The sequence below is a fragment of the Ramlibacter tataouinensis TTB310 genome, from assembly GCF_000215705.1.
GTDB classification, from domain to species: domain Bacteria; phylum Pseudomonadota; class Gammaproteobacteria; order Burkholderiales; family Burkholderiaceae_C; genus Ramlibacter; species Ramlibacter tataouinensis.
Window position 1 is genome coordinate 2,765,539 of the sequence record NC_015677.1, and the last position, 18,521, is coordinate 2,784,059.

Consider the following 18,521-nt stretch of genomic DNA (forward strand, 5'->3'; position numbering starts at 1 on the left):
GCCGCTTCCATGATGGGCTTGGCCACGGGCTGCGCCAGCGTCGATCGCCAGACCGCGGGCACGGTCGGCGGCGCGGTGGCCGGTGGCGTGCTGGGCGACGCCGTGTTCGGCAACACCCTGGGCACCGTGGGCGGCGCCGCGGCCGGTGCCTACATCGGCAACCGGGCCACCGACCCGAACCGCCGCTAGATCGGGTAGATCAGCGAGTTGAGCACCATCTCGCTGTCGTAGACGCACCGCCGGCTGCGCAGCCTGAGGCCCGCCGGCGTGCGCTCGATCTCGTCGATGTAGCGTCCCACGTTGTAGACCTCGCTGGCATCCCCCGGCCGGGTGCGGAAGACCGCGTAATGCGCTTGGGCCCTGACCAGGCCCCCTTCCACCGACAGCACCTGCGCCGGGCCCACCAGGTGGCGCGTGTAGTACGGCGCATGGTAGATGGTCTGCGTGATGCCGTAGACCCGGTCCTTCATCATGCCCTTGCTCTCCAGCGCCATCAGGGCCAGCGGCAGGCCGCGGTCGAAGTTCTCCCGCGCCTGCACCTGATAGCTCGCGTCGTCAAGGAAGAACTCGGGCCAGTCGTCGAAGCGGCGTTCGTCCAGCGAGGCGGCATAGGCGGCGTTGAGCTGGTCGACCTCCAGCTGCAGCAGCAGCCGCTCGGGCAGCGCCGCGCTCATTGGTTCATCACCTTGCGCCAGTAGGCGTACATCGAGCGGATCAGCGTCTCCGTCACCATGTGTTCGGTGGGCTCGGTGCCGGTGCCGCCCAGCTCGCACAAGGTGCTGCCGCCCTCGCCCCATTGCCGGAAGCCCTCCTGGCTCAACTCTATCACCTCGCCGTCGTCGGCCGAGACGAAGCCGGCGGGACCGAACAGGTTGGCCTGGCGCAGGCGCCGCCGCGTCATCTCGGGCGTGTCGCCCTCAAAGCCGAAGTGCGTCCAGACGAAGTCGAACCCGCCTTCGCCGCGCGGCACGATGTGTCGCGTGGACAGCGAGTTCACCTGCTGCTGGATGATGAGGCTGGGAAACAGCGTGATCATGGTCACGCTGGGCATGATCTCGGCGCCCGGATGGGACGGGTCGGGCACCTTCCACCAGGGCTCGGGCACCACGTCCAGCAGGCGCGCGTCCTGCAGCGCCATGTCGGCCTTGAAGCTGGTCACGCCCTGCGTCACGGCCTTGTTCTCGCCACCATGGGCCACCGCCGGGGCATCCGGATTGCGGCGCGAGATCATCACCGCGTGCCGGCCGTGCGCGTCCATCACCATGCGGCTCTTCTGGTCGGCGCGCCACAGGCCGAAGGTGACGAACCAGGTGTGCAGCAGGCCCGGGTGGTACGGGTCCTTGATGTTCTCCATCATCAGCTTCCAGTTGCCCGGGATGCGCTGGCGGTTGTAGCCCAGCAGCGTGAGCTGGCGGCCCTGGAAGATGCGGTCCAGCCAGGGCAGGATCTGCGGGCCCAGGTACTGCTCGAGCGGCTCGGCCTGCGGGTCGAAGGTGGCGAACACCAGGCCGTGCAGCACCGCCACGCGCAGCCGCGTCAGGCCGTGGGCCTTGAGGTCGAAGCCCTCGGGCATGCCGCCGTGCACGCAGGGCGAGCCGTCGGCCCCCACCGCCTGCACGCCGTCCTTGAAAGGCAGGCCGGCCAGCTCGCCGTTGAGCTTGTAGGTCCACTGGTGATAGGGGCAGACGAAGCTGCGCGCGTTGCCGGTCCGGCCGTCCATGGGCGGCTGGCAGAAGCGCACGCCGCGGTGCGCGCAGCGGTTCTCCAGCACGCGGATGCCGTGGTCCGTGCCGCGGTCCTTGGGCGCGACGCGGTCGCGCACCAGGATCACCTGCCGCTCGCCCACCCAGCTCAGGCGGTAGTCGCCCACATTGGGGATCTCGACCTCCAGGCCAACGTAGCACCAGTGCGGCCCGTAGAAGATCTTTTCCAGCTCGCGCCGGTACAGCTGCGTATCGGTGTAGGCCCAGAAGGGCACGCGGCTGGAGCCGGGCTGGCTCCAGCGCGACAGGGTCTGCGGTGCGTTCATCGGCAGGTGTCTCCTGCCGAAATAATACGCTTGCTTATCAATTCGGGCCAGCGCGGCCCGGCGTTCAGCCGGCCGCGGCGGCGGACGCGCGGCGCGCCTTCCAGGCGCCGCCGACGGCGATCAGCCCCGGCACGATGATCAGCGCCCAGACGATCTTGCTCAGGTTGTCCTGCACCCAGGGCAAGCTCCCCAGGAAGTAGCCGGCGGTGCAGATGCCCAGCACCCAGATCAGCGCGCCGCTGATGTTGAAGAAGCTGAACTTGGGCCGGCTCATCTCGGCCACGCCGGCCACGAAGGGCGCGAAGGTGCGGATGAAAGGCATGAAGCGCGCTAGGATGATGGTGATGCCGCCGTACTTCTCGTAGAAGGCGTGGGCCTGCAGGAAGGCGTTGCGGTTGAAGAAGCGCGACTGCTCCCACTGGAAGACCTTGGGCCCGAAGTAGCGGCCGATGCTGTAGTTGCACTGGTCGCCCAGGATGGCGGCGGCGATCAGCACCGCGCAGGCCAGCGGGAAGCTCATGAAGCCGACGCCGCACAGCGCGCCCACCACGAACAGCAGCGAGTCGCCCGGCAGGAAGGGCATCACCACCACGCCGGTCTCGGTGAAGACGATCAGGAACAGCAGCGCATAGACCCAGGCGCCGTGGTTGCGCACGAAGGCCTCGAGGTACCGGTCCACGTGGAGGATGAAGTCGATCAGGAAGGTGGCGAGTTCCATGGGGCGCGATTATCGGAGCCCGGCCCGCCGCCCGGGCCGGGCCGGGTGGCTCCAACGGGCCATGCCGCCGTCTCCCTAGAATCCTTCCGGTGAACGCCGTGCTTTCCCCACAGCCCCGCCGCCCGATCCGCGAGCTGCCCGACGAACTGATCAGCCAGATCGCGGCCGGCGAGGTGATCGAGCGCCCCGCCTCGGTGGTGCGCGAGCTGGTGGACAACGCGCTGGACGCCGGCGCCACCCAGGTCACGGTGCGCCTTTCGGCCGGCGGCGTGCGCCTGATCTGCGTGGAGGACGACGGCTGCGGCATCGCGCGCGAGGAGCTGCCGGTGGCGCTCAAGCGCCACGCCACCAGCAAGATCGCCTCGCTGGCCGACCTGGAATCGGTGGGCACCATGGGCTTTCGCGGCGAGGCGCTGGCGGCCATCGCCTCGGTGGCCGAGCTCAGCCTGCTGTCGCGCACGGCCGAGGCCGCCAGCGCCCACCTGCTGGACGGCCGCAGCGGCGAGCTGCGCCCGGTGGCCCGCGGCATCGGCACGACGGTCGAGGTCAAGGAGCTGTTCTTCAGCACCCCGGCGCGCCGCAAGTTCCTCAAGACCGACGCCACCGAATTCGCCCACTGCGTCGAGGCGGTGCGCCGCCATGCGCTGGCGCGCCCCGACGTGGGCTTTGCGATCTGGCACGAGGGCAAGCTGGCCGAACAATGGCGCCCGGCCGGCCAGGAGCAGCGCTGGGCCGACGTGCTGGGCCGCGACTTCATCGAGCACAGCGTGCCCGTGGCCTGGCGGGCCGGGCCGGTGCGCCTGGCCGGCCGCGCCGGCATCCCGGATGCCGCGCGCTCGCGGGCCGACCAGCAGTTCGCCTACGTCAACGGCCGCTACGTGCGCGACAAGGTGCTGCAGCATGCCGCGCGCAGCGCCTACGAGGACGTGCTGCACGGCCAGCGCCAGCCGGTGTACGTGCTGCAGTTGGAGATCTCGCCCGAGCGGGTGGACGTCAACGTGCACCCGACCAAGATCGAGGTGCGCTTCCGCGACGGGCGCGAGGTGCACCAGGCGGTGCGCCACGCGCTGGAGCAGGCGCTGGCCGCGCCGCGCGCCGGGCAGGCCGCGACCGAGGCGGTACCGGCCACCGAGCCGCAGCACGCCCCCGCCCACCGGGGCTGGGCGCAGCCGGCGATGGAGTTCGCCCCCGTGGTGGGCCATCCGGTGAGCGACCTGGCGGCCCTGTGGTCGCCGTCGCCTGCGGCGAGTCGCCCAGCGCCCACGGACGGGCAGGCGCCGCAGCCCCTGCCCGAGGGCGACTGGCCGCTGGGCCGCGCCCTGGCCCAGCTGCACGGCATCTACATCCTGGCGCAGAACCGCCAGGGCCTGGTGATCGTGGACATGCATGCCGCGCACGAGCGCATCGTCTACGAACGGCTCAAGGCCCAGCTGGACGGCCAGCAGATCGCCAGCCAGCCGCTGCTGATCCCGGCCACTTTCGCCGCGACGCCCTCGGAGATCGCCACCGCCGAAGCCTGTACCGCGGCCCTGCACACCCTGGGGCTGGAGATCACGCCCTTCTCGGCGCGCACCCTGGCGGTGCGTGCCGTGCCCACCAGCCTGGCCCAGGGCGACGCGGCGGACCTGGCCCGCAGCGTCCTGGCCGAGCTGGCCCAGCACGACGCCAGCACCGTGGTGCAGCGCGCCCGCAACGAGCTGCTGGCCACCATGGCCTGCCACGGCGCGGTGCGGGCCAACCGCCAGCTCACGCTGGAGGAGATGAACGCGCTGCTGCGCCAGATGGAAGCCACCGAGCGCTCGGACCAGTGCAACCACGGCCGGCCCACCTGGCGCCAGCTGTCGGTGCGCGAGTTGGATGCGCTGTTCCTGCGCGGTCGCTGAGCCACCTGCCGCTGCCCTCGCCGCCTCGGCGGTATGACAATTCGCACACTAAAGCTCATCCTTCCGGGCCCTGGCTTGCACGGATCCTGCTCAGTCAGGGTTTCTCCTGGAAACTTCCACGCTGAGCTGGACTCCAGCCATTGCCATGATCCGCCGCTTGCTGCTTGCCTCCGCTGCCCTGGCCGTCGCCCTCACCATGGGCTGCTCCACGCTGGATGAACGCCAGCGCGAATGGATCTTCCAGCCCAGCGACCGGGCCTGGGGCGGCAGCGCCTACCTGGCCGAGGGCATGGACAACGTCTGGATCGAGTTCGAGTCCCGGGTCAGCCGCCAGAGCGTGAAGCTGCACGGCCTGTGGGCGCCCGCCGAGGAGCCGCGGGCCGACGGGCCGGTGATGCTGTACCTGCACGGAGCGCGCTGGAACGTGTCCGGCTCGGCCGGGCGCATCCGCCGCATGCAGGAGATGGGTTTTTCGGTGCTGGCCATCGACTACCGCGGCTTCGGCAAGAGCAGCGCGGCGCTGCCGTCCGAGGAGATGGCCTACGAAGACGCCCGGGCCGCCTGGGACTGGCTGGCTGCCCGATACCCCGACCGGCCGCGCTACGTGTTCGGCCACTCGCTGGGCGGCGCCATCGCCATCGACCTGGCCTCGCGCGTGCATGACGAAGAGGGCACGATCGTCGAGGGCACCTTCACCTCCATCCCGGACGTGGCCAGCAGCTTCAAGTGGGGCTGGCTGCCGGTGGGGCCGCTGATCACGCAGCGCTTCGAGTCCATCAACAAGGTGTCCAAGGTCGGCTCGCCGCTGCTGGTGGTGCACGGCGCGGCGGACAACCTGATCAAGAGCGACCTGGGCCGCCGGCTGTACGAGGCGGCCACCGGCAAGAAGCAGTTCCTGCTGGTCGAGGGTGGCTCGCACCACAGCACCATGTGGGTGGGGCAGGCCAAGTACCGCGAGGCCATGGCCCAGCTGTTCAGCCTGAAGAACTAGCCGCTAGGGCCTGTCATCGAGTGTTTGGCGGGACGCGTTGCGGCCACAAAGGCCGCGCGCAAGGCGCGTGGACGCAGCCGGGCTGGGTGCCCGGCAAGGCCGCGCAACGCGGCGCGCGGTCTTTGTGGCCGCAACCCGAAGGGAGCGAGCCCGCAAAACACTCGATGACAGGCCCTAACCGTCGCGCGGCTCGCGCGGCGTCTCCAGGATGCGCTGGTACAGCGCCAGGTCCAGCCAGCGCCCGAACTTGAAAGCGGCCTGCCGCACCGTGCCCGCATGGCTGAAGCCCAGCTTCTCGTGCAGGGCGATGCTGGCGGCATTGGCGGCGTCGATGGCGCCCACCAGGACGTGCACCTCCCGCTCCCGCGCGGCCTCCACCAGGGCCTGCAGCAGCAGCCGGCCCAGGCCGCGGCCGCGATGGTCGCGGTGCAGGTAGATGGAATGCTCCACCGTGTACTTGTAGGCCGGCCAGGCGCGGAAGGTGCCGTAGCTGGCGAAGCCCAGCAGCGTGCCCTGCGCATCCTCCAGCCCGAGCACCGGGAAGCCGTTCTGCCGCTTGGTGGCGAACCACGCTGCCATGCTCTGCGGCGGGCGGGGCCGGTAGTCGTACAGCGCGGTCGAGTTCAGGATGGCGTCGTTGAAGATGTCCAGCATGGCCCCGGCATGGCGCTCCTCGGTGCAGGCGATCGGTTGCATGGCACGCTCCTTCCATAAAAGTAGACGCTCGTCCATCATAATGGACGAATGCCCGATACCACCGACCTGGACATCGACGCCTCCATCGCGCTGCGGCTGCTGGCGCTGCGGCAATCGCAGTCGCTCAGCCTGGCCCAGCTGGCCGAGCGCTCGGGCGTGAGCAAGGCCATGATCTCGCGCATCGAGCGTGCCGAGAGCAGCGCCACGGCCGCCCTGCTGGGCCGGCTGGCGGCGGCCCTGGGCGTGCCGCTGGCGCAGCTGCTGGCCGAGCCGTCGGCGTCGGCGCAGCCGCTGCGGCGGCGGCAGGACCAGGAGGTCTGGCGCGACCCCGAGGTCGGCTACCTGCGGCGCCAGGTGGCGCCGGCCGAGCCGCCGGGCGGCATCGAGCTGGTGGAAGTGGAGATGCCGCGGCGCGCCTGCGTCAGCTACCCGCGCTGGAGCCAGGGCGCCTACCGGCAGCGCCTGTGGATGCTGGAGGGCGAGCTGGCCGTGACCTATGGCGAGGAGACCTTCCACCTGGCGCCCGGCGATTGCCTGAGCTTTTCGGTGGACCGGCCGCTGACCTACCGGGCCCAGGGCCGAGGGGGCTGTCGCTACCTGCTGGTGGTTGCCCGCGCGGCGAGGTGAGCGCCGCTTTGCCCGCGGCGCCTCTGCTACCCTCGCGCGCATCATGACCGAAGCCCCGGATCGCGTCATCGCCCTGGCCGGTCCCACGGCCAGCGGCAAGACCGCCGCGGCGCTGGCGCTGGCGCAGGCCCTGCCGGTGGAGATCGTCAGCGTGGACTCGGCCCTGGTGTACCGCGGCATGGACATCGGCACCGCCAAGCCCAGCGCGGCCGAGCGCGCCGCCGTGCCGCACCACCTGATCGACATCCGCGACCCGGCGCAGGCCTACAGCGCCGCCGAGTTCGCGGCCGACGCGCGGCGCCTGGTGGGCGAGATCCAGGCACGCGGCCGCATCCCGCTGCTGGTGGGCGGCACCATGCTGTACTTCAAGGCCTTGTTCGAGGGCCTCTCGTCCATGCCGGCGGCCGACGCGGAGGTGCGGGCCGCGATCGACGCCCAGGCCCGGGACCAGGGCTGGCCCGCGCTGCATGCCGAGCTGGCGCGCGTGGACCCGGCCGCGGCCGCGCGCCTGGCGCCCCAGGATGCGCAGCGCATCCAGCGTGCGCTGGAGGTCTGGCGGGTGAGCGGCGTCCCGCTGAGCGTCCACCATGCCGCAGCTGGCCGGGACGCCGCGCCGCCCGCCTGGGCCGCGGGCTGCGAGCTGTTCTCCCTGGAGCCCCGGGACCGCGGCTGGCTGCACGAGCGCATCGCCCTGCGTTTTTCGCAGATGCTGGAGCAGGGTTTGGTGGACGAGGTGGAAGGCCTGCGCGGCCGCGGCGACCTGTCGCCCCAGCTACCCAGCATGCGTTGCGTGGGCTACCGGCAGGCCTGGGAATGGCTGGACGCGCAAGCCGCGGGGCACGCCCCGCCGCTGGCCTGGCTGCGCGACCGCGGCATCTTCGCGACGCGCCAGCTGGCCAAGCGGCAGCTCACCTGGCTGCGCGGCATGGCGCGGCGCCGCGTGATCGAGTGCGACGCACCGGACGCGCCCGCGCGCCTGCTGGCAGCGGCAGGCGTACCGGCGCGCACCGCGCGCCGGTGATCAGACCGCCAGTTCCTTCTCGACGTCCTGCACCTTGCGGCGGGCCAGCGCCAGGTTGGACTTGGGCTTGTCCAGCACGAGGTAGATGAACAGGCCTTCCTTGCGCGCCATCGGGCGGATGATGTGGTACTGCTTGCCCAGCGTGATCAGGATGTCCTCGATCACGTCGGCCAGGCCCAGCGAACGCATGGTCTTGAGCTTGGCGCGCACCACCTCGGTGTTGCCGGCCGCCGCCACCTCGAGATCGACCCCCGCACCGATCTGGCCCAGGATCATCCCGCTGCTCGAATCGACCAGCGCGGCGCACAGGGCACCGTCGATGGTCATGAGTTCGTCCATCGACGATTTGATGGTTGACATGTTCTTTCTCCAGGACGCCTTCACAACAGCCGATCCGCCGCGGCATCCAAGCAGCGGATCGGCGAGAGAGACCAGAAACAGGCCGGCAGCCCGTCAGCGGCGGGGCGCCTCGGCCACCGCCTGCTTGAGCCTTTCCATCACGGGACGCCATCGCGCCCAGGCCGCGCGCGCCTTGTCGGCCACGCACACCAGCACCAGTGGCGGCTGGACCGAGCAGCTGAACAGGCCGATCACGTGCGTGTCGAACGAGTAGGCCGCCGAGGCCAACGGGCCGAAGCGGGAGAACTGCTGCTGCAGCCGGCCGTGCACCCGCCAGAACTCCACCGCCGCCTCGGCGATCTCCTCACGGTCCGCCAGATCGCCCGCGTGGTACCAGGCCATGCCGGTGTCGGCATCGACCAGCGCGCAGGCCTGGACGCCGTCGAAAGACGCGAGTTCGGCGATCAGGTATTCCGCTTGCTGCATCGGTCCGGGTGAAAATCGAAGTAGCCATTTTCCGACGATTCGTATCAAAATGTGAATCTGCTGTTGGCAGATTGACGTAACCGGCAGACTGGATTGCAGGCTGTAGTACCGCAACGACAGCGTTCTTCAGGGAAAAAGACGGATTCGCGGCCAAAAGCAGTCAGCGACGCAAGCATCGACAACTTATGACTACGCGCGCTCCTGCGTTCTCCCTCGTCAGCATCAGCACGGCCTGTGGCGGCCCGCACCTGCAGGATGAATCGGCCCTGTCGTGCTGGCTGGGCGAGCTGCAGGCAGGCATGACCGCCGCCCATCGCCAGGCCGGCGTGCACGGCCTGCTGGTCTTTGCCCAGGGGCAGTTCGTGCAGTGGCTGCAGGGTCCCGAAGCCGCGGTGCGCGAGCTGATGCACCAGGCCGGGCAGGACAGCTGGCGTGAGCAGGTGCAGACACTGTTCTGCGGCGCGGACCGGATGCTGCTGGACGAATGGTCCCTGCTGCTGGTCCTGCGCGGCGACCGCGGCGGCCGGCTGGACCGTGTGCTGCAAGGCCTGCGCGGGGGTCAGCTGCCGGACGCGGGCGAGCAGACCCCGGCCGCGATCTTCCGCGGCCTGGTGCATCCGCCGGCCCTGCAGGACGGCTCGCAGCGCCTGGTCGGCGTCATCGGCCAGACCGGCCTGTGGTCCGGCGCGCTGCTGAGCCACGTGAGCGGCAAGTGGAAGGCGCCTCTGCACCGCACCCGCCTGCAAGGCCCGGCGGGCCTGGAGCGGGAGGCGCTGTCCGAATACACCGAGCACCCGCATCCGCGGCACGGCAGCGTGCGGGTCGTCCATTACGCGGGCAGCGCGGTGGCCATCCCCTGGCTGGAGCGCACGCCCGAGCGGTACGACGTGGTCGTCCTGTTCTATTCCTCCCCCTCGGTCGAGGCGGCGCTCGCGTTCACCGCCACCGTGGTGCAGCGCCTGGGGAACGACAACGCCTCCACGCGCCTGGTCTGCCTGTTCGGCCGGCTGGCCGGGCCGTGCCTGGCGGCCGTCGAGCGCTGGCTGGTGCAGCAGCAGCGAGCCGCAAGTCTGCTGACCCTGCCGCTGGCCGACAGCGACGCCGTGTGGCAGGCGGTCGAGCAGGCACTGGGCGAGGCCCGGGCACCTGCGCCCGCGCCCGCGCCGACGCCTGCGCCGGCCGCTGCCGCGCCGGCACGGCCACGGCCTGCAGCCCCGGCGCCCCTCTCCGCGCCAGCCCCGGCCCCCACTTCCCCGCCAGCGCAGGCGCGCAGCGGGCGCCCGGGTCTGGCCCTGGCGAGCGGGGGACACGACTGGCTGTCGCAGCTGCTGGACATCGAGGGCGTGGGCGCCGTGGCACTCGCGCCCACCCGGGAGCGGGACGTCGAGCCGGTGCTGCTGCTGACGGGGCAGGTCGAGGCCGATGCGGCCCAGCGCCGGCGCGTGCTGGGCGAGATCGCCTGCGAGCTGGGCGTGCAGGCGCGGCTCGCGCCGCCGCAGTCGCCGCCGCAGCCGACCCAGGTGCTCACGCGCTACGCCGACCGGGTCGGGCTGTCGCGCGCCCTGCCCGACGAGCACCGCTCGGTGCTGTACGTATCCACCATCCCCGGCTACTGCAACGAGGCGCTGCTGCTGCGCGGCATCGAGCTGTGCGTGGCCAGCACCCCGCCGCGCCTGTTCGAGCGCACGCCCGGGGCGGCGGCGGGCCGCGGGTGAGCGCGCCGGTGCCGGCCCGTGCCACGCTGTCGGTACAAGGCCTGGGCAAGCGCTACGGTGCCACGCCGGTGTTCGCCGACGTCTCGCTCGAGGTCGCGCCCGGCGAGTTCGTGGCCATCGTCGGCGAGTCGGGGGTGGGCAAGTCCACCCTGCTCAACTGCCTGGCCGGCCTGGACCAGGGGGACGAGGGCCGGGTGGTGCTGTGCGGCCATGACCTGGGCGCGGCATCCGACGAGCAGCGCGCGCTGATCCGCCGCGCCCACGTGGGCTTCGTGTTCCAGGCCTTCCACGTGCTGCCGCACCTGGACGTGGCGCAGAACGTGGGCCTGCCGCTGCTGCTGCTGGGACGTCAGGACACCGGCGAAAGGGTGGCGGCCATGCTCGAGGCGGTGGGCCTGCAGGGGCTGGGGCAACGCCTGCCGCAGCAGCTCAGCGGCGGCCAGCTGCAGCGCGTGGCCATCGCCCGCGCCCTGGTGCACCGGCCGGCCCTGCTGCTGGCCGACGAGCCCACCGGCAACCTGGACCCCGGCACGGCCGCGCGCGTCATGGACGTGCTGCTGGCGCAGACGCGCGACCACGATGCGTCCCTGGTGCTGGTCACCCATTCCGAGGCCGCCGCCGCGCGCGCCGACCGCGTGCTGCATCTGACCAGCCTGGGCTTTCGCCCGCCAGCCTGAAGCCCGCGGCGCGGCCGCAGGCGCGGCACCGTGATAGCGCGGCGTCGGCAGGGTCGCCATGGGATGGTTGAATGAGTCCGACACGCTGCGGGGTCGCGACCTGACCCCCTGCTCTTCCCGTGGACGTAGCCTGCATTCCAGCAGGCGCCAGCGCCCGCGAGTTCCCCACCCCATCGTTTGTTGAAGGAGCTGTTCCATGTCGACCAGAAAGAAATTCCTGGGCCTGTTGGCCGGTGCATCGACCGTCGCCGTTCTCGGCGTGGCCGTGGCGCAGGGCGTGCCGCCCGACGCCGACATCGCCAACCCGGCGCTGGGCGCGGGCCAGCAGAGCGCCCTGGGCACGCCCATGGGCGAGACCGGCGTGCCCGAGTACGAGGCACCGGTGCAGGCCGCCGTCATCGTCGTCACGCCACCGGTGGTGAGCCAGGCGCCCGCCCCGATGCCGGCGCCGGTGGCACAGGCCGAGCCGGCCCCGGCCCCCGCGCCGGCCACCACCATGGGCGCGGCCCCGGCCCCCGCGGCCGAGCCGGTGCAGCAGGTGGCCGAGGCACCCGTGCCGCGCGCCGATCGCAACTGACGGCGCCTCCCGCGCCGTGGACGCGGCCGGGTTCGCTGCAGGCGGACCCGGCCGCGCTGCATCCGGCCTGCGCGGCGACGTGGCCCGCCGAGGCACCGTCAGCCGGTTCAGACGTTTTCCTACATGGGCCCGCGCAGGCGGCGCGGATCATGAAACGACCCATTAGGAGAACACCATGGCCACCCGAGAGAAAGATGCTTGCGACCTGCTTGACGCCGACCACAGGGCCGTCAAGAAGATGTTCAAGGAATACGAGGAACTGACCGGGTCGCGCGCCCGCAGCGCCGCCCAGAAGAAGATGGAGCTGGCCCGCCAGATCTGCCAGGAGCTGAAGGTACACGCGCAGATCGAGGAAGAGATCTTCTACCCGGCCCTGCGCCAGGCCATCAAGGACACCGACCTGCTGGACGAGGCCAAGGTCGAGCACGACAGCGCCAAGGACCTGATCGCGCAGCTGGAGGAAGCCGGCGAGGCCGACGACATGTTCGACGCCAAGGTCAAGGTGCTGGGCGAGTACGTGGACCACCACGTCAAGGAAGAAAAGAGCGAGATCTTCGTCAAGGCGCGCGCCGCCCGCAAGCTGGACCTGGTGGGCATGCGCGAGCAGATGGAGACCCGCAAGGAAGAACTCATGGGCGAGATGGCCGGCGCCGGCATGGCGGCCGAGGCCTGACGCCTTCTTCCCGCTTCACCTGACCGTGCCGCGGGGCCGGTGACCGGGGCCACAATCGGCCTCCATGCTGGCCCTGCTGCGCACCTTCTCCTGGCAGGAACTGCGCCAGCATCCCTGGCGCAGCGCCGCGGCCGCCGCCGCGGTGATGCTGGGCGTGGCCCTGGCCTTTGCCGTCCACCTGATCAATGCCTCCGCGCTGAGCGAATTCTCCAGCGCGGTGCGCTCCGTCAACGGCCAGCCCGACCTGGAGCTGCGGGCCGTGCAGGGCGGCTTCGACGAATCGCTGTTCGCCCGCGTGGCGGCGCATCCGCGGGTGGAGCTCGCCAGCCCGGTGCTGGAGCTGGTCACGCTGGCGGCCACCGCGGACGGGCGGCGCCAGCCGCTGCGCGTGCTGGGGGTGGATGCGCTGGTGGTGGCCACCCTGGCGCCGGCGCTGCTGCCCGCGGCCGCCGAGGGCGCGGACCGCTTCGCGCTGTTCGCGCCCGACACGCTGTTCCTCAACCCGGCGGCGCGCCAGCTGCTGGGCGACGGGGGCATCGAGGTGCAGACCGGGCTGCGGCTGCGGACCCTGCGCGTGGCCGGCACGGTGTCGGCCGGCGGGGCGCCGCTGGCGGTGATGGACATCGCCGCCGCGCAGGATGCCTTCGCGCGCCAGGGCCAGCTCACCCGCATCGACCTGCGGCTGCGCCCGGGCACGGAGCACGGCGCCTTCATCCGCTCGCTGCAGCTGCCGGCGGGCGTGACGGCGGCCGAGCCGGGCGATGCCGCCGAGCGCGTGAGCAATCTCTCGCGCGCCTACCGCGTCAACCTGACGGTCCTGGCCCTGGTGGCGCTGTTCACCGGCGGTTTCCTGGTGTTCTCGGTGCTGTCGCTGAGCGTGGCCCGGCGCACGCAGCAGCTGGCGCTGCTGGGCGTGCTGGGCCTGACGGCGCGCCAGCGGCTGCGCCTGGTGGTGGCCGAGTCGGTCGCGCTGGGCGCCGCGGGCAGCCTGGCCGGCATCGCCCTGGGCACGGCGCTGGCCGCGCTGGCGCTGCGGCTGCTGGGGGGTGACCTGGGCGGCGGCTACTTCCAGGGGGTGGCGCCGACCCTGCAGTGGAGCGCGCCGGCGGCAACCACCTATGGCGTGCTCGGCGTGGTCGCGGCGGCCGCGGGCGGCTGGTTCCCGGCGCGGCTGGCCCAGGCGCTGCCGCTGGCCCAGGCGCTCAAGGGCCTGGGCGGGGCGGGCCAGGCCGGGCGGCGCCCGCGCGGCTGGAGCCTGGCGCTGGTGGCGCTGGCCGGCCTGCTGGCGCTGCTGCCGCCGGTGGCCGGCATCCCGCTGGCGGCCTACCTGTCGGTGGCGCTGCTGCTGGTGGGCGGCATCGCCGCCCTGCCCTGGGCCGTGGGCGCGGTGTACGACCGGCTGGCGCCGCTGCTGGCGCACCGCGTGCTGCCGCTGCTGGCGGTGGAGCGCGCGCGCCGCGTGCGCGAGAGCGCCGCGGTGGCGGTCAGCGGCGTGGTGGCTTCGCTCAGCCTGGCGGTGGCGCTGACGGTGATGGTGGCGAGCTTCCGCGACTCGGTCACCCGCTGGCTGGACGTGGTGCTGCCGGCCGACCTGTACGCGCGCACCGCCGAGGGCACGGCCGCCGGCGAGGTGGCCAACCTGGGGCCCGGCTTCGTGCAGGCGGCGACGCAGGTGCCCGGCGTGGCACGGGTGGCCCCGCAGCGCGTGCGCTCGCTGCTGCTGGACCCGGCGCTGCCGCCGGTGGCGCTGCTGGCGCGGCGCATCGACGACCCGGCCCAGGCGCTGCCCCTGGTGGGCGCCGCGCTGCCGGTGCCGCCGGGCCGCATCGGCATCTACGTGAGCGAAGCCGTAGTGGACCTGTACGGCGCCCGGCCGGGCGAGCCCTTCCCCCGCCTGGCGCAGGCGTTCGGCGCCACCGCGTCCGGGCCGCCGGCCTCGTTCTTCGTGGCCGGCGTGTGGCGCGACTACGCGCGCCAGAGCGGCGCCGTGCTGATGCAGCTCGCCGATTACCAGCGGCTGAGCGGCGACCTGCGCGCCAACGACCTGATGCTGTGGCTGTCGCCCGAGGCGCGGCCCGAGGCCGTGCAGCAGGCGCTGCGCGCGCTGGCCGAGCGCGAGGGCGGTGCCGGCGGCCTGGTCGAGTTCGCCTCGGCCAGCGAGATCCGAGCGACCTCGCTGCGCATCTTCGACCGCAGCTTCGCCGTCACCTACTGGCTGCAGGCGGTGGCCATCGCCATCGGCCTGTTCGGCGTGGCCGCCAGCTTCAGCGCCCAGGTGCTGGCGCGGCGCAAGGAGTTCGGCCTGCTGCAGCACCTGGGCCTGACGCGGCGCCAGGTGCTGGCCGTGGTCGCCGGCGAAGGCGCGGCCTGGACGGCCATCGGCTCGGCCGCCGGACTGGCGCTGGGGCTGGCGGTGGCGGTGGTGCTGGTGCACGTGGTCAACCCGCAAAGCTTCCACTGGACCATGGACCTGCAGGTGCCGTGGGCCCGGCTGGCGCTGCTGTGCGCCGCGGTGGTCGCGGCCGGCACCCTCACGGCCTGGCTGTCGGGCCGGGCCGCCGCCGGGCGCGACGCGGTGCTGGCGGTGAAGGAGGACTGGTGATCAGCCCGCGCGCCGGCGCAGCGACTGCACCATGGGCATCGACGCCAGGTGCGCCAGCAGGCGCTGCTTCTGGCCGTCCAGCAGCCCGCTGGCGTTGATCAGGTCGGGCCAGGCCGCGGCAGCGCGCTTGACCACCTGGCGCACCGTGGAATGCGCGATGGGCTCGGCCAGCCCGCAGAACGAGCAGAACTCGCGCAGGATGCGCGGCGACAGGCGCGCCTGCGTCTGGCCGCCGGGCGTGAAGCGCAGCGCATGGCCGCGCCCGCCCAGGTAGGCGGCGTAGGCCACCACGTCGTAGGCCGGCGCCAGCCGGGGCGTGCGGCCGTCCTGGTAGACCAGGCCGAAGTTCTTGACGTGGGCGTCGTAGTTGCCCAGCAGCTCGTTGACCGCGATGCGGCGCAGCAGCTCCACCGCGGCGGCCTCGCCCAGCGCGGGCGTCTGCAGCATCAGCTGCGCCATGATCGCGTAGCAGGCGCTGTCGTCGCCGTACTTGCGCTCCGGCTGGATGCCCAGCACCTGGGCGAAGTCCTCGCAGTGCACGTGGTCGCGGCCGCCGCGCCGGTCGAAACGCGTGACGGCCAGGAATTGCCGGGCCCCGCCCAGCTCGAACGGCACCTCGCCGGCGATGGCCGCGAGCGGCTCCAGCCGCGCCTGGCAGACCTCGACGCCGGCGGCGGCGGCCAGTTGCAGCGACAGCGCCTCCACCTCCGGCAGCAGCGGGAACTCCACCGTGGGCAGCTTGGCGATGGTGTGCAGGCCCTGGGCGTCGCGGGTGCGCTGCACGTAGCGGCCCCCCTGCAGCACCAGCGACAGCTTGGGCTGGATGCCCGACAGCGAGGTGGCCTCGGCCACCGGCTCGGCCGTGACGGCGACCTCCAGCGCGTCATGCCCCTGCGTGACGATCCGCTCCACCTCGTCGCGTACCAGCTGCGCTGGCCGCGCGTACACCGCGCCGGGCAGGTCGGCGCCGCAGGTCGCCAGGATCTCGAAGTGGTCGTCCTCGCGGCAGCCGCGCAGCTGCGCCAGGTGGCGGCGCAGCAGGCCCTCGGGCAGCATGTTCTGGAAGAAGGCCGGCAGCCGGCCGTCCTGGCCGTTGAAGAAGCGCTGCGTCGCGTGGCCGGCCCAGAACGCGTCGCGCTCGGCCTCGCCGGCCGTCAGCGTGGCCCAGGACAGCACGGGCGGCGCGCTGCGGCGCCAGAAGGATTCGAGCGGCCGCAGCCGGGCGATGGCGCCGGGCCCCTCGCCGTACTGGAACAGCAGGCCGACCGGCTCGTCCCTCAGAAAGATGTCCAGCGCGCGCAGCCTCAAGGCGGGTCCTTGCGCCGGCGTGCCTGCTCCAGCAGCCGGTCGACCACGGTGAGGGCGGGGGCCGGCGCGGGCATGGCGCCCGCCAGGCCCTCGGCCACCACCTTGGGCACGACCACCACCTCCAGCCCCAGCTTGTCGGCCAGCGCCATCACACTGGTGATGCGCGGCGCCGACTTGCCCTGCAAGGCCTGGCGCACGGCCAGCGGCGACAGGCCCGCGCTGTCGGCCAGCTCGCCGTAGGTGAGGCGCCGCTGCAGGCGGGCGGCTTCCAGGGTGTGGGCAAGTTGGGCCAAGGTTTTCATCAGGAAACCATCGAATGGCAGCGGTATCGATGGTGCAATATAGATGACCGGCTGCCTGTCTTCAATAGTTAAATATCTAATCCCACCAAATAGATGGTTTGCTATCGACGCAATCATGCCTGAGCTGCCTCTGCCCCTCCTGCTGACCCGTCGTACCCTGCTGGGTGCCACCCTGGGCATGGGCGCGCTCGCCATGGCTCCACGCCCGGCCCGGGCGCTGCCGCCGCGCACGCTGGTGTTCCCGCGCGACCACGGCGCCCACCCGGATTTCCGCACCGAGTGGTGGTACATCACCGGCCATGCGAGGGCCGGCGACGGCCGGGAGTTCGGCTTCCAGCTCACCTTCTTCCGCTCGCGGGTGGACGCGACGCAGGCCCTGAAGTCGGGTTTCGCGGCCAGGCAGCTGGTGTTCGCGCATGCCGCCGTCACCGATGTGCGGGGACGGCGCCTGTGGCACGACCAGCGCATCGCCCGGGCCGGCTTCGGCATCGCGCAGGCGGACGAGGACGACACGCGCGTGCGCCTGCGCGACTGGTCGCTGCAACGCCGCCCGGACGGCAGCTATGCCGCGCAGCTGCCGGCGGGCGGATTCTCGCTGCAGCTCGAGTTCGCACCCACCCAGCCGCTGCTGCTGCAGGGGCGTGCCGGCCTCTCGCGCAAGGGGCCGGACGAGAAGCAGGCCAGCTACTACTACAGCCAGCCCCAGCTGGCGGCACGGGGCCGGCTGGGCCTGCAGGACGGGGGCGAGCTCGAACTTGCCGGCCGCGCCTGGCTGGACCACGAATGGAGCCAGGAGCTGCTGCATCCCGAGGCGGCGGGCTGGGACTGGATCGGCATGAACCTGGAGGACGGCGGCGCGCTCACCGCCTTCCGGCTGCGCCGCCCCGACGGCACCGCGGTGTGGGACGGCGGCTCCTTCCGCGCACCGGGCCGTGAGCCGGAGAGCTTCCGCCCCGGCCAGACCGAGTTCCTGGCGCGGCGCCGCTGGACCAGCCCGCTGTCCGGCGCCAGCTACCCCGTGGAGTGGGCGGTGCGCACGCCCGCCGGCCCGTACACCGTGCGCGCCGTCATCGACAACCAGGAGCTGGACAGCCGCGCCTCGACCGGTGCCTTCTACTGGGAAGGCCTGTCCGACCTGCTGGACGGCGACGGCCGGCGCGTGGGACGCGGCTACCTGGAGATGACCGGCTACGCGCAGCGGCTGCGCCTGTAGCGCCGCGCCTCACTCGCGCGGCGAGTGGGCCGACGACCAGCGCGGCAGGGTGAAGCCGGTGGCCAGCGCCAGCACGCGCAGCCCGGTCGCGGTGGTCGCGCCCGCCAGCAGGCCCCAGCCCGGGGGCAGGCCGGCATGGTGGACGGCCACCAGCACCCAGCCGCCGGCGAAGGCACACACCGCATAGGGCCGGTGGTCGTGCAGGGCCGTGGGGATCTCGTTGCACACGATGTCGCGCAACACGCCGCCGAAGGTGGCGGTGACCACCCCCATCAGCACGGCCACGATGCCGGGCAGGTCCTGCGCCACCGCCAGCTGGGTGCCGCTGGCGCCGAACAGGCCCAGGCCCAGGGCATCGGGCCACTGCATGGCGCGCTCGGTGGGCGCGAAGTGGCGCGCCCGCAGGAAGGCCATGGCGGCGATGCACAGGGCCAGCAGGCCCCACAGCCAGCCGGCATGCTCGACCCAGAAGAAGGGCCGCCGGTCCAGCAGCACGTCGCGCAGGGTGCCGCCGCCGAAGGCCGCCAGGCCGGCCACCACGCACACGCCCACCGCGTCCAGGCGCTTGCGTGCCGCGGCCAGCAGGCCCGACAGCGCGAAGGCGATGGTGGCGCCGGCCTCCACCAGGGTGTGCAGCAGCGCGAGCAGCGCGGGGTTGGACATG

The 18,521-nt window shown here is 72.4% G+C and carries 20 protein-coding genes; 11 read left to right on the forward strand and 9 right to left on the reverse strand.

Features of this window, described 5'->3' with window-relative positions; all coding sequences use genetic code 11:
• The first annotated feature begins 9 nt into the window (after positions 1–9).
• Positions 10–189: a glycine zipper 2TM domain-containing protein gene (locus RTA_RS13290; RefSeq protein ID WP_226986166.1), complete on the forward strand. Its 180-nt coding sequence runs from the start codon at positions 10–12 to the stop codon at positions 187–189.
• On the opposite strand, the gene RTA_RS13295 is transcribed toward RTA_RS13290, so the two are convergent.
• From RTA_RS13295 to RTA_RS13305, 3 genes are all read right to left on the reverse strand, one after another.
• Entirely contained in the window at positions 186–674 is a 489-nt protein-coding gene (locus RTA_RS13295) for an aromatic-ring-hydroxylating dioxygenase subunit beta (protein ID WP_013901931.1), read from the reverse strand. The genes RTA_RS13290 and RTA_RS13295 overlap by 4 nt on opposite strands.
• The gene (locus RTA_RS13300) at positions 671–2,029 is read right to left on the reverse strand and encodes an aromatic ring-hydroxylating dioxygenase subunit alpha (RefSeq protein ID WP_013901932.1); all 1,359 of its coding nucleotides are present in this window, start codon (positions 2,027–2,029) and stop codon (positions 671–673) included. Before RTA_RS13300 ends, RTA_RS13295 begins: the two co-directional genes overlap by 4 nt.
• A 64-nt stretch (positions 2,030–2,093) precedes the next feature.
• Positions 2,094–2,747, reverse strand: coding sequence for a DedA family protein (locus RTA_RS13305; RefSeq protein WP_013901933.1), 654 nt, complete (start codon positions 2,745–2,747; stop codon positions 2,094–2,096).
• Positions 2,748–2,836: 89 nt separating this feature from the next.
• Here RTA_RS13305 and mutL point away from each other — a divergent pair, with 89 nt between their 5' ends.
• Positions 2,837–4,630: a DNA mismatch repair endonuclease MutL gene (gene mutL / locus RTA_RS13310; protein ID WP_013901934.1), complete on the forward strand. Its 1,794-nt coding sequence runs from the start codon at positions 2,837–2,839 to the stop codon at positions 4,628–4,630.
• A gap of 145 nt (positions 4,631–4,775) precedes the next feature.
• Positions 4,776–5,621 carry an alpha/beta hydrolase gene (locus RTA_RS13315; protein ID WP_013901935.1) on the forward strand — a complete coding sequence of 282 codons (846 nt, stop codon included), beginning with the start codon at positions 4,776–4,778 and terminating at the stop codon, positions 5,619–5,621.
• A 174-nt stretch (positions 5,622–5,795) separates the two neighbouring features.
• Here the strand turns inward: RTA_RS13315 and RTA_RS13320 are convergent, their stop codons facing one another.
• The gene (locus tag RTA_RS13320; protein ID WP_013901936.1) at positions 5,796–6,317 is read right to left on the reverse strand and encodes a GNAT family N-acetyltransferase; all 522 of its coding nucleotides are present in this window, start codon (positions 6,315–6,317) and stop codon (positions 5,796–5,798) included.
• 48 nt (positions 6,318–6,365) lie between these two features.
• Here RTA_RS13320 and RTA_RS13325 point away from each other — a divergent pair, with 48 nt between their 5' ends.
• Both RTA_RS13325 and miaA read left to right on the forward strand, forming a co-directional pair.
• Positions 6,366–6,944, forward strand: a complete 579-nt coding sequence (locus RTA_RS13325) for a helix-turn-helix domain-containing protein (protein WP_013901937.1) — start codon at positions 6,366–6,368, stop codon at positions 6,942–6,944.
• A 43-nt stretch (positions 6,945–6,987) separates the two neighbouring features.
• Positions 6,988–7,965 carry a tRNA (adenosine(37)-N6)-dimethylallyltransferase MiaA gene (gene miaA, locus RTA_RS13330; RefSeq protein WP_041675571.1) on the forward strand — a complete coding sequence of 326 codons (978 nt, stop codon included), beginning with the start codon at positions 6,988–6,990 and terminating at the stop codon, positions 7,963–7,965.
• Here miaA and RTA_RS13335 read toward each other — a convergent pair whose 3' ends face one another.
• Positions 7,966–8,325, reverse strand: a complete 360-nt coding sequence (locus RTA_RS13335) for a hypothetical protein (protein ID WP_013901939.1) — start codon at positions 8,323–8,325, stop codon at positions 7,966–7,968.
• A gap of 93 nt (positions 8,326–8,418) precedes the next feature.
• On the reverse strand, positions 8,419–8,790 hold the full coding sequence (locus tag RTA_RS13340; RefSeq protein WP_013901940.1) for a hypothetical protein: 372 nt from the start codon (positions 8,788–8,790) through the stop codon (positions 8,419–8,421).
• A gap of 185 nt (positions 8,791–8,975) precedes the next feature.
• On the opposite strand from RTA_RS13340, the gene RTA_RS13345 reads away from it, so the two are divergent.
• The 5 genes from RTA_RS13345 to RTA_RS13365 all read left to right on the forward strand — a co-directional run bounded on the left by RTA_RS13345 (position 8,976) and on the right by RTA_RS13365 (position 15,034).
• Entirely contained in the window at positions 8,976–10,505 is a 1,530-nt protein-coding gene (locus RTA_RS13345; protein ID WP_013901941.1) for a BLUF domain-containing protein, read from the forward strand.
• On the forward strand, positions 10,502–11,182 hold the full coding sequence (locus RTA_RS13350) for an ABC transporter ATP-binding protein (RefSeq protein WP_013901942.1): 681 nt from the start codon (positions 10,502–10,504) through the stop codon (positions 11,180–11,182). Before RTA_RS13345 ends, RTA_RS13350 begins: the two co-directional genes overlap by 4 nt.
• 196 nt (positions 11,183–11,378) lie before the next feature.
• On the forward strand, positions 11,379–11,759 hold the full coding sequence (locus tag RTA_RS21120) for a hypothetical protein (protein WP_013901943.1): 381 nt from the start codon (positions 11,379–11,381) through the stop codon (positions 11,757–11,759).
• A 175-nt stretch (positions 11,760–11,934) separates the two neighbouring features.
• Entirely contained in the window at positions 11,935–12,432 is a 498-nt protein-coding gene (locus RTA_RS13360; RefSeq protein ID WP_013901944.1) for a hemerythrin domain-containing protein, read from the forward strand.
• Between the two features lie 64 nt (positions 12,433–12,496).
• Positions 12,497–15,034 (forward strand): ABC transporter permease, encoded by a 2,538-nt coding sequence (locus RTA_RS13365; protein WP_013901945.1) that lies wholly within the window; start codon positions 12,497–12,499, stop codon positions 15,032–15,034.
• Here the strand turns inward: RTA_RS13365 and RTA_RS13370 are convergent, their stop codons facing one another.
• Together RTA_RS13370 and RTA_RS13375 are read right to left on the reverse strand one after the other, a co-directional pair.
• Entirely contained in the window at positions 15,035–16,342 is a 1,308-nt protein-coding gene (locus RTA_RS13370; protein ID WP_013901946.1) for a type II toxin-antitoxin system HipA family toxin, read from the reverse strand. It abuts the gene before it with no gap.
• Positions 16,339–16,644, reverse strand: coding sequence for a helix-turn-helix domain-containing protein (locus RTA_RS13375; RefSeq protein WP_041675574.1), 306 nt, complete (start codon positions 16,642–16,644; stop codon positions 16,339–16,341). The genes RTA_RS13370 and RTA_RS13375 overlap by 4 nt, the downstream gene beginning before the upstream one ends.
• A 115-nt stretch (positions 16,645–16,759) precedes the next feature.
• On the opposite strand from RTA_RS13375, the gene RTA_RS13380 reads away from it, so the two are divergent.
• Complete coding sequence (locus RTA_RS13380) at positions 16,760–17,857, forward strand: lipocalin-like domain-containing protein (RefSeq protein WP_041675575.1); 1,098 nt, start codon at positions 16,760–16,762, stop codon at positions 17,855–17,857.
• 9 nt (positions 17,858–17,866) lie between these two features.
• Here the strand turns inward: RTA_RS13380 and RTA_RS13385 are convergent, their stop codons facing one another.
• Positions 17,867–18,520, reverse strand: coding sequence for a trimeric intracellular cation channel family protein (locus RTA_RS13385; protein ID WP_013901949.1), 654 nt, complete (start codon positions 18,518–18,520; stop codon positions 17,867–17,869).
• Position 18,521: the final 1 nt, after the last annotated feature.

Excerpts from the sequence above, each read along its gene's own strand:
- RTA_RS13300 (WP_013901932.1), bottom strand. The coding sequence starts at position 2,029 with ATGAACGCACCGCAGACCCTGTCGCGCTGGAGCCAGCCCGGCTCCAGC.
- RTA_RS13295 (WP_013901931.1), bottom strand. The coding sequence starts at position 674 with ATGAGCGCGGCGCTGCCCGAGCGGCTGCTGCTGCAGCTGGAGGTCGAC.
- RTA_RS13305 (WP_013901933.1), bottom strand. The coding sequence starts at position 2,747 with ATGGAACTCGCCACCTTCCTGATCGACTTCATCCTCCACGTGGACCGG.
- RTA_RS13375 (WP_041675574.1), bottom strand. The coding sequence starts at position 16,644 with ATGAAAACCTTGGCCCAACTTGCCCACACCCTGGAAGCCGCCCGCCTG.
- RTA_RS13385 (WP_013901949.1), bottom strand. The coding sequence starts at position 18,520 with ATGTCCAACCCCGCGCTGCTCGCGCTGCTGCACACCCTGGTGGAGGCC.
- RTA_RS13360 (WP_013901944.1), top strand. The coding sequence starts at position 11,935 with ATGGCCACCCGAGAGAAAGATGCTTGCGACCTGCTTGACGCCGACCAC.
- RTA_RS13380 (WP_041675575.1), top strand. The coding sequence starts at position 16,760 with ATGCCTGAGCTGCCTCTGCCCCTCCTGCTGACCCGTCGTACCCTGCTG.
- RTA_RS13290 (WP_226986166.1), top strand. The coding sequence starts at position 10 with ATGATGGGCTTGGCCACGGGCTGCGCCAGCGTCGATCGCCAGACCGCG.
- RTA_RS13320 (WP_013901936.1), bottom strand. The coding sequence starts at position 6,317 with ATGCAACCGATCGCCTGCACCGAGGAGCGCCATGCCGGGGCCATGCTG.
- RTA_RS13335 (WP_013901939.1), bottom strand. The coding sequence starts at position 8,325 with ATGTCAACCATCAAATCGTCGATGGACGAACTCATGACCATCGACGGT.
- miaA (WP_041675571.1), top strand. The coding sequence starts at position 6,988 with ATGACCGAAGCCCCGGATCGCGTCATCGCCCTGGCCGGTCCCACGGCC.
- RTA_RS13340 (WP_013901940.1), bottom strand. The coding sequence starts at position 8,790 with ATGCAGCAAGCGGAATACCTGATCGCCGAACTCGCGTCTTTCGACGGC.
- RTA_RS21120 (WP_013901943.1), top strand. The coding sequence starts at position 11,379 with ATGTCGACCAGAAAGAAATTCCTGGGCCTGTTGGCCGGTGCATCGACC.
- RTA_RS13315 (WP_013901935.1), top strand. The coding sequence starts at position 4,776 with ATGATCCGCCGCTTGCTGCTTGCCTCCGCTGCCCTGGCCGTCGCCCTC.
- RTA_RS13365 (WP_013901945.1), top strand. The coding sequence starts at position 12,497 with ATGCTGGCCCTGCTGCGCACCTTCTCCTGGCAGGAACTGCGCCAGCAT.
- RTA_RS13325 (WP_013901937.1), top strand. The coding sequence starts at position 6,366 with ATGCCCGATACCACCGACCTGGACATCGACGCCTCCATCGCGCTGCGG.
- RTA_RS13345 (WP_013901941.1), top strand. The coding sequence starts at position 8,976 with ATGACTACGCGCGCTCCTGCGTTCTCCCTCGTCAGCATCAGCACGGCC.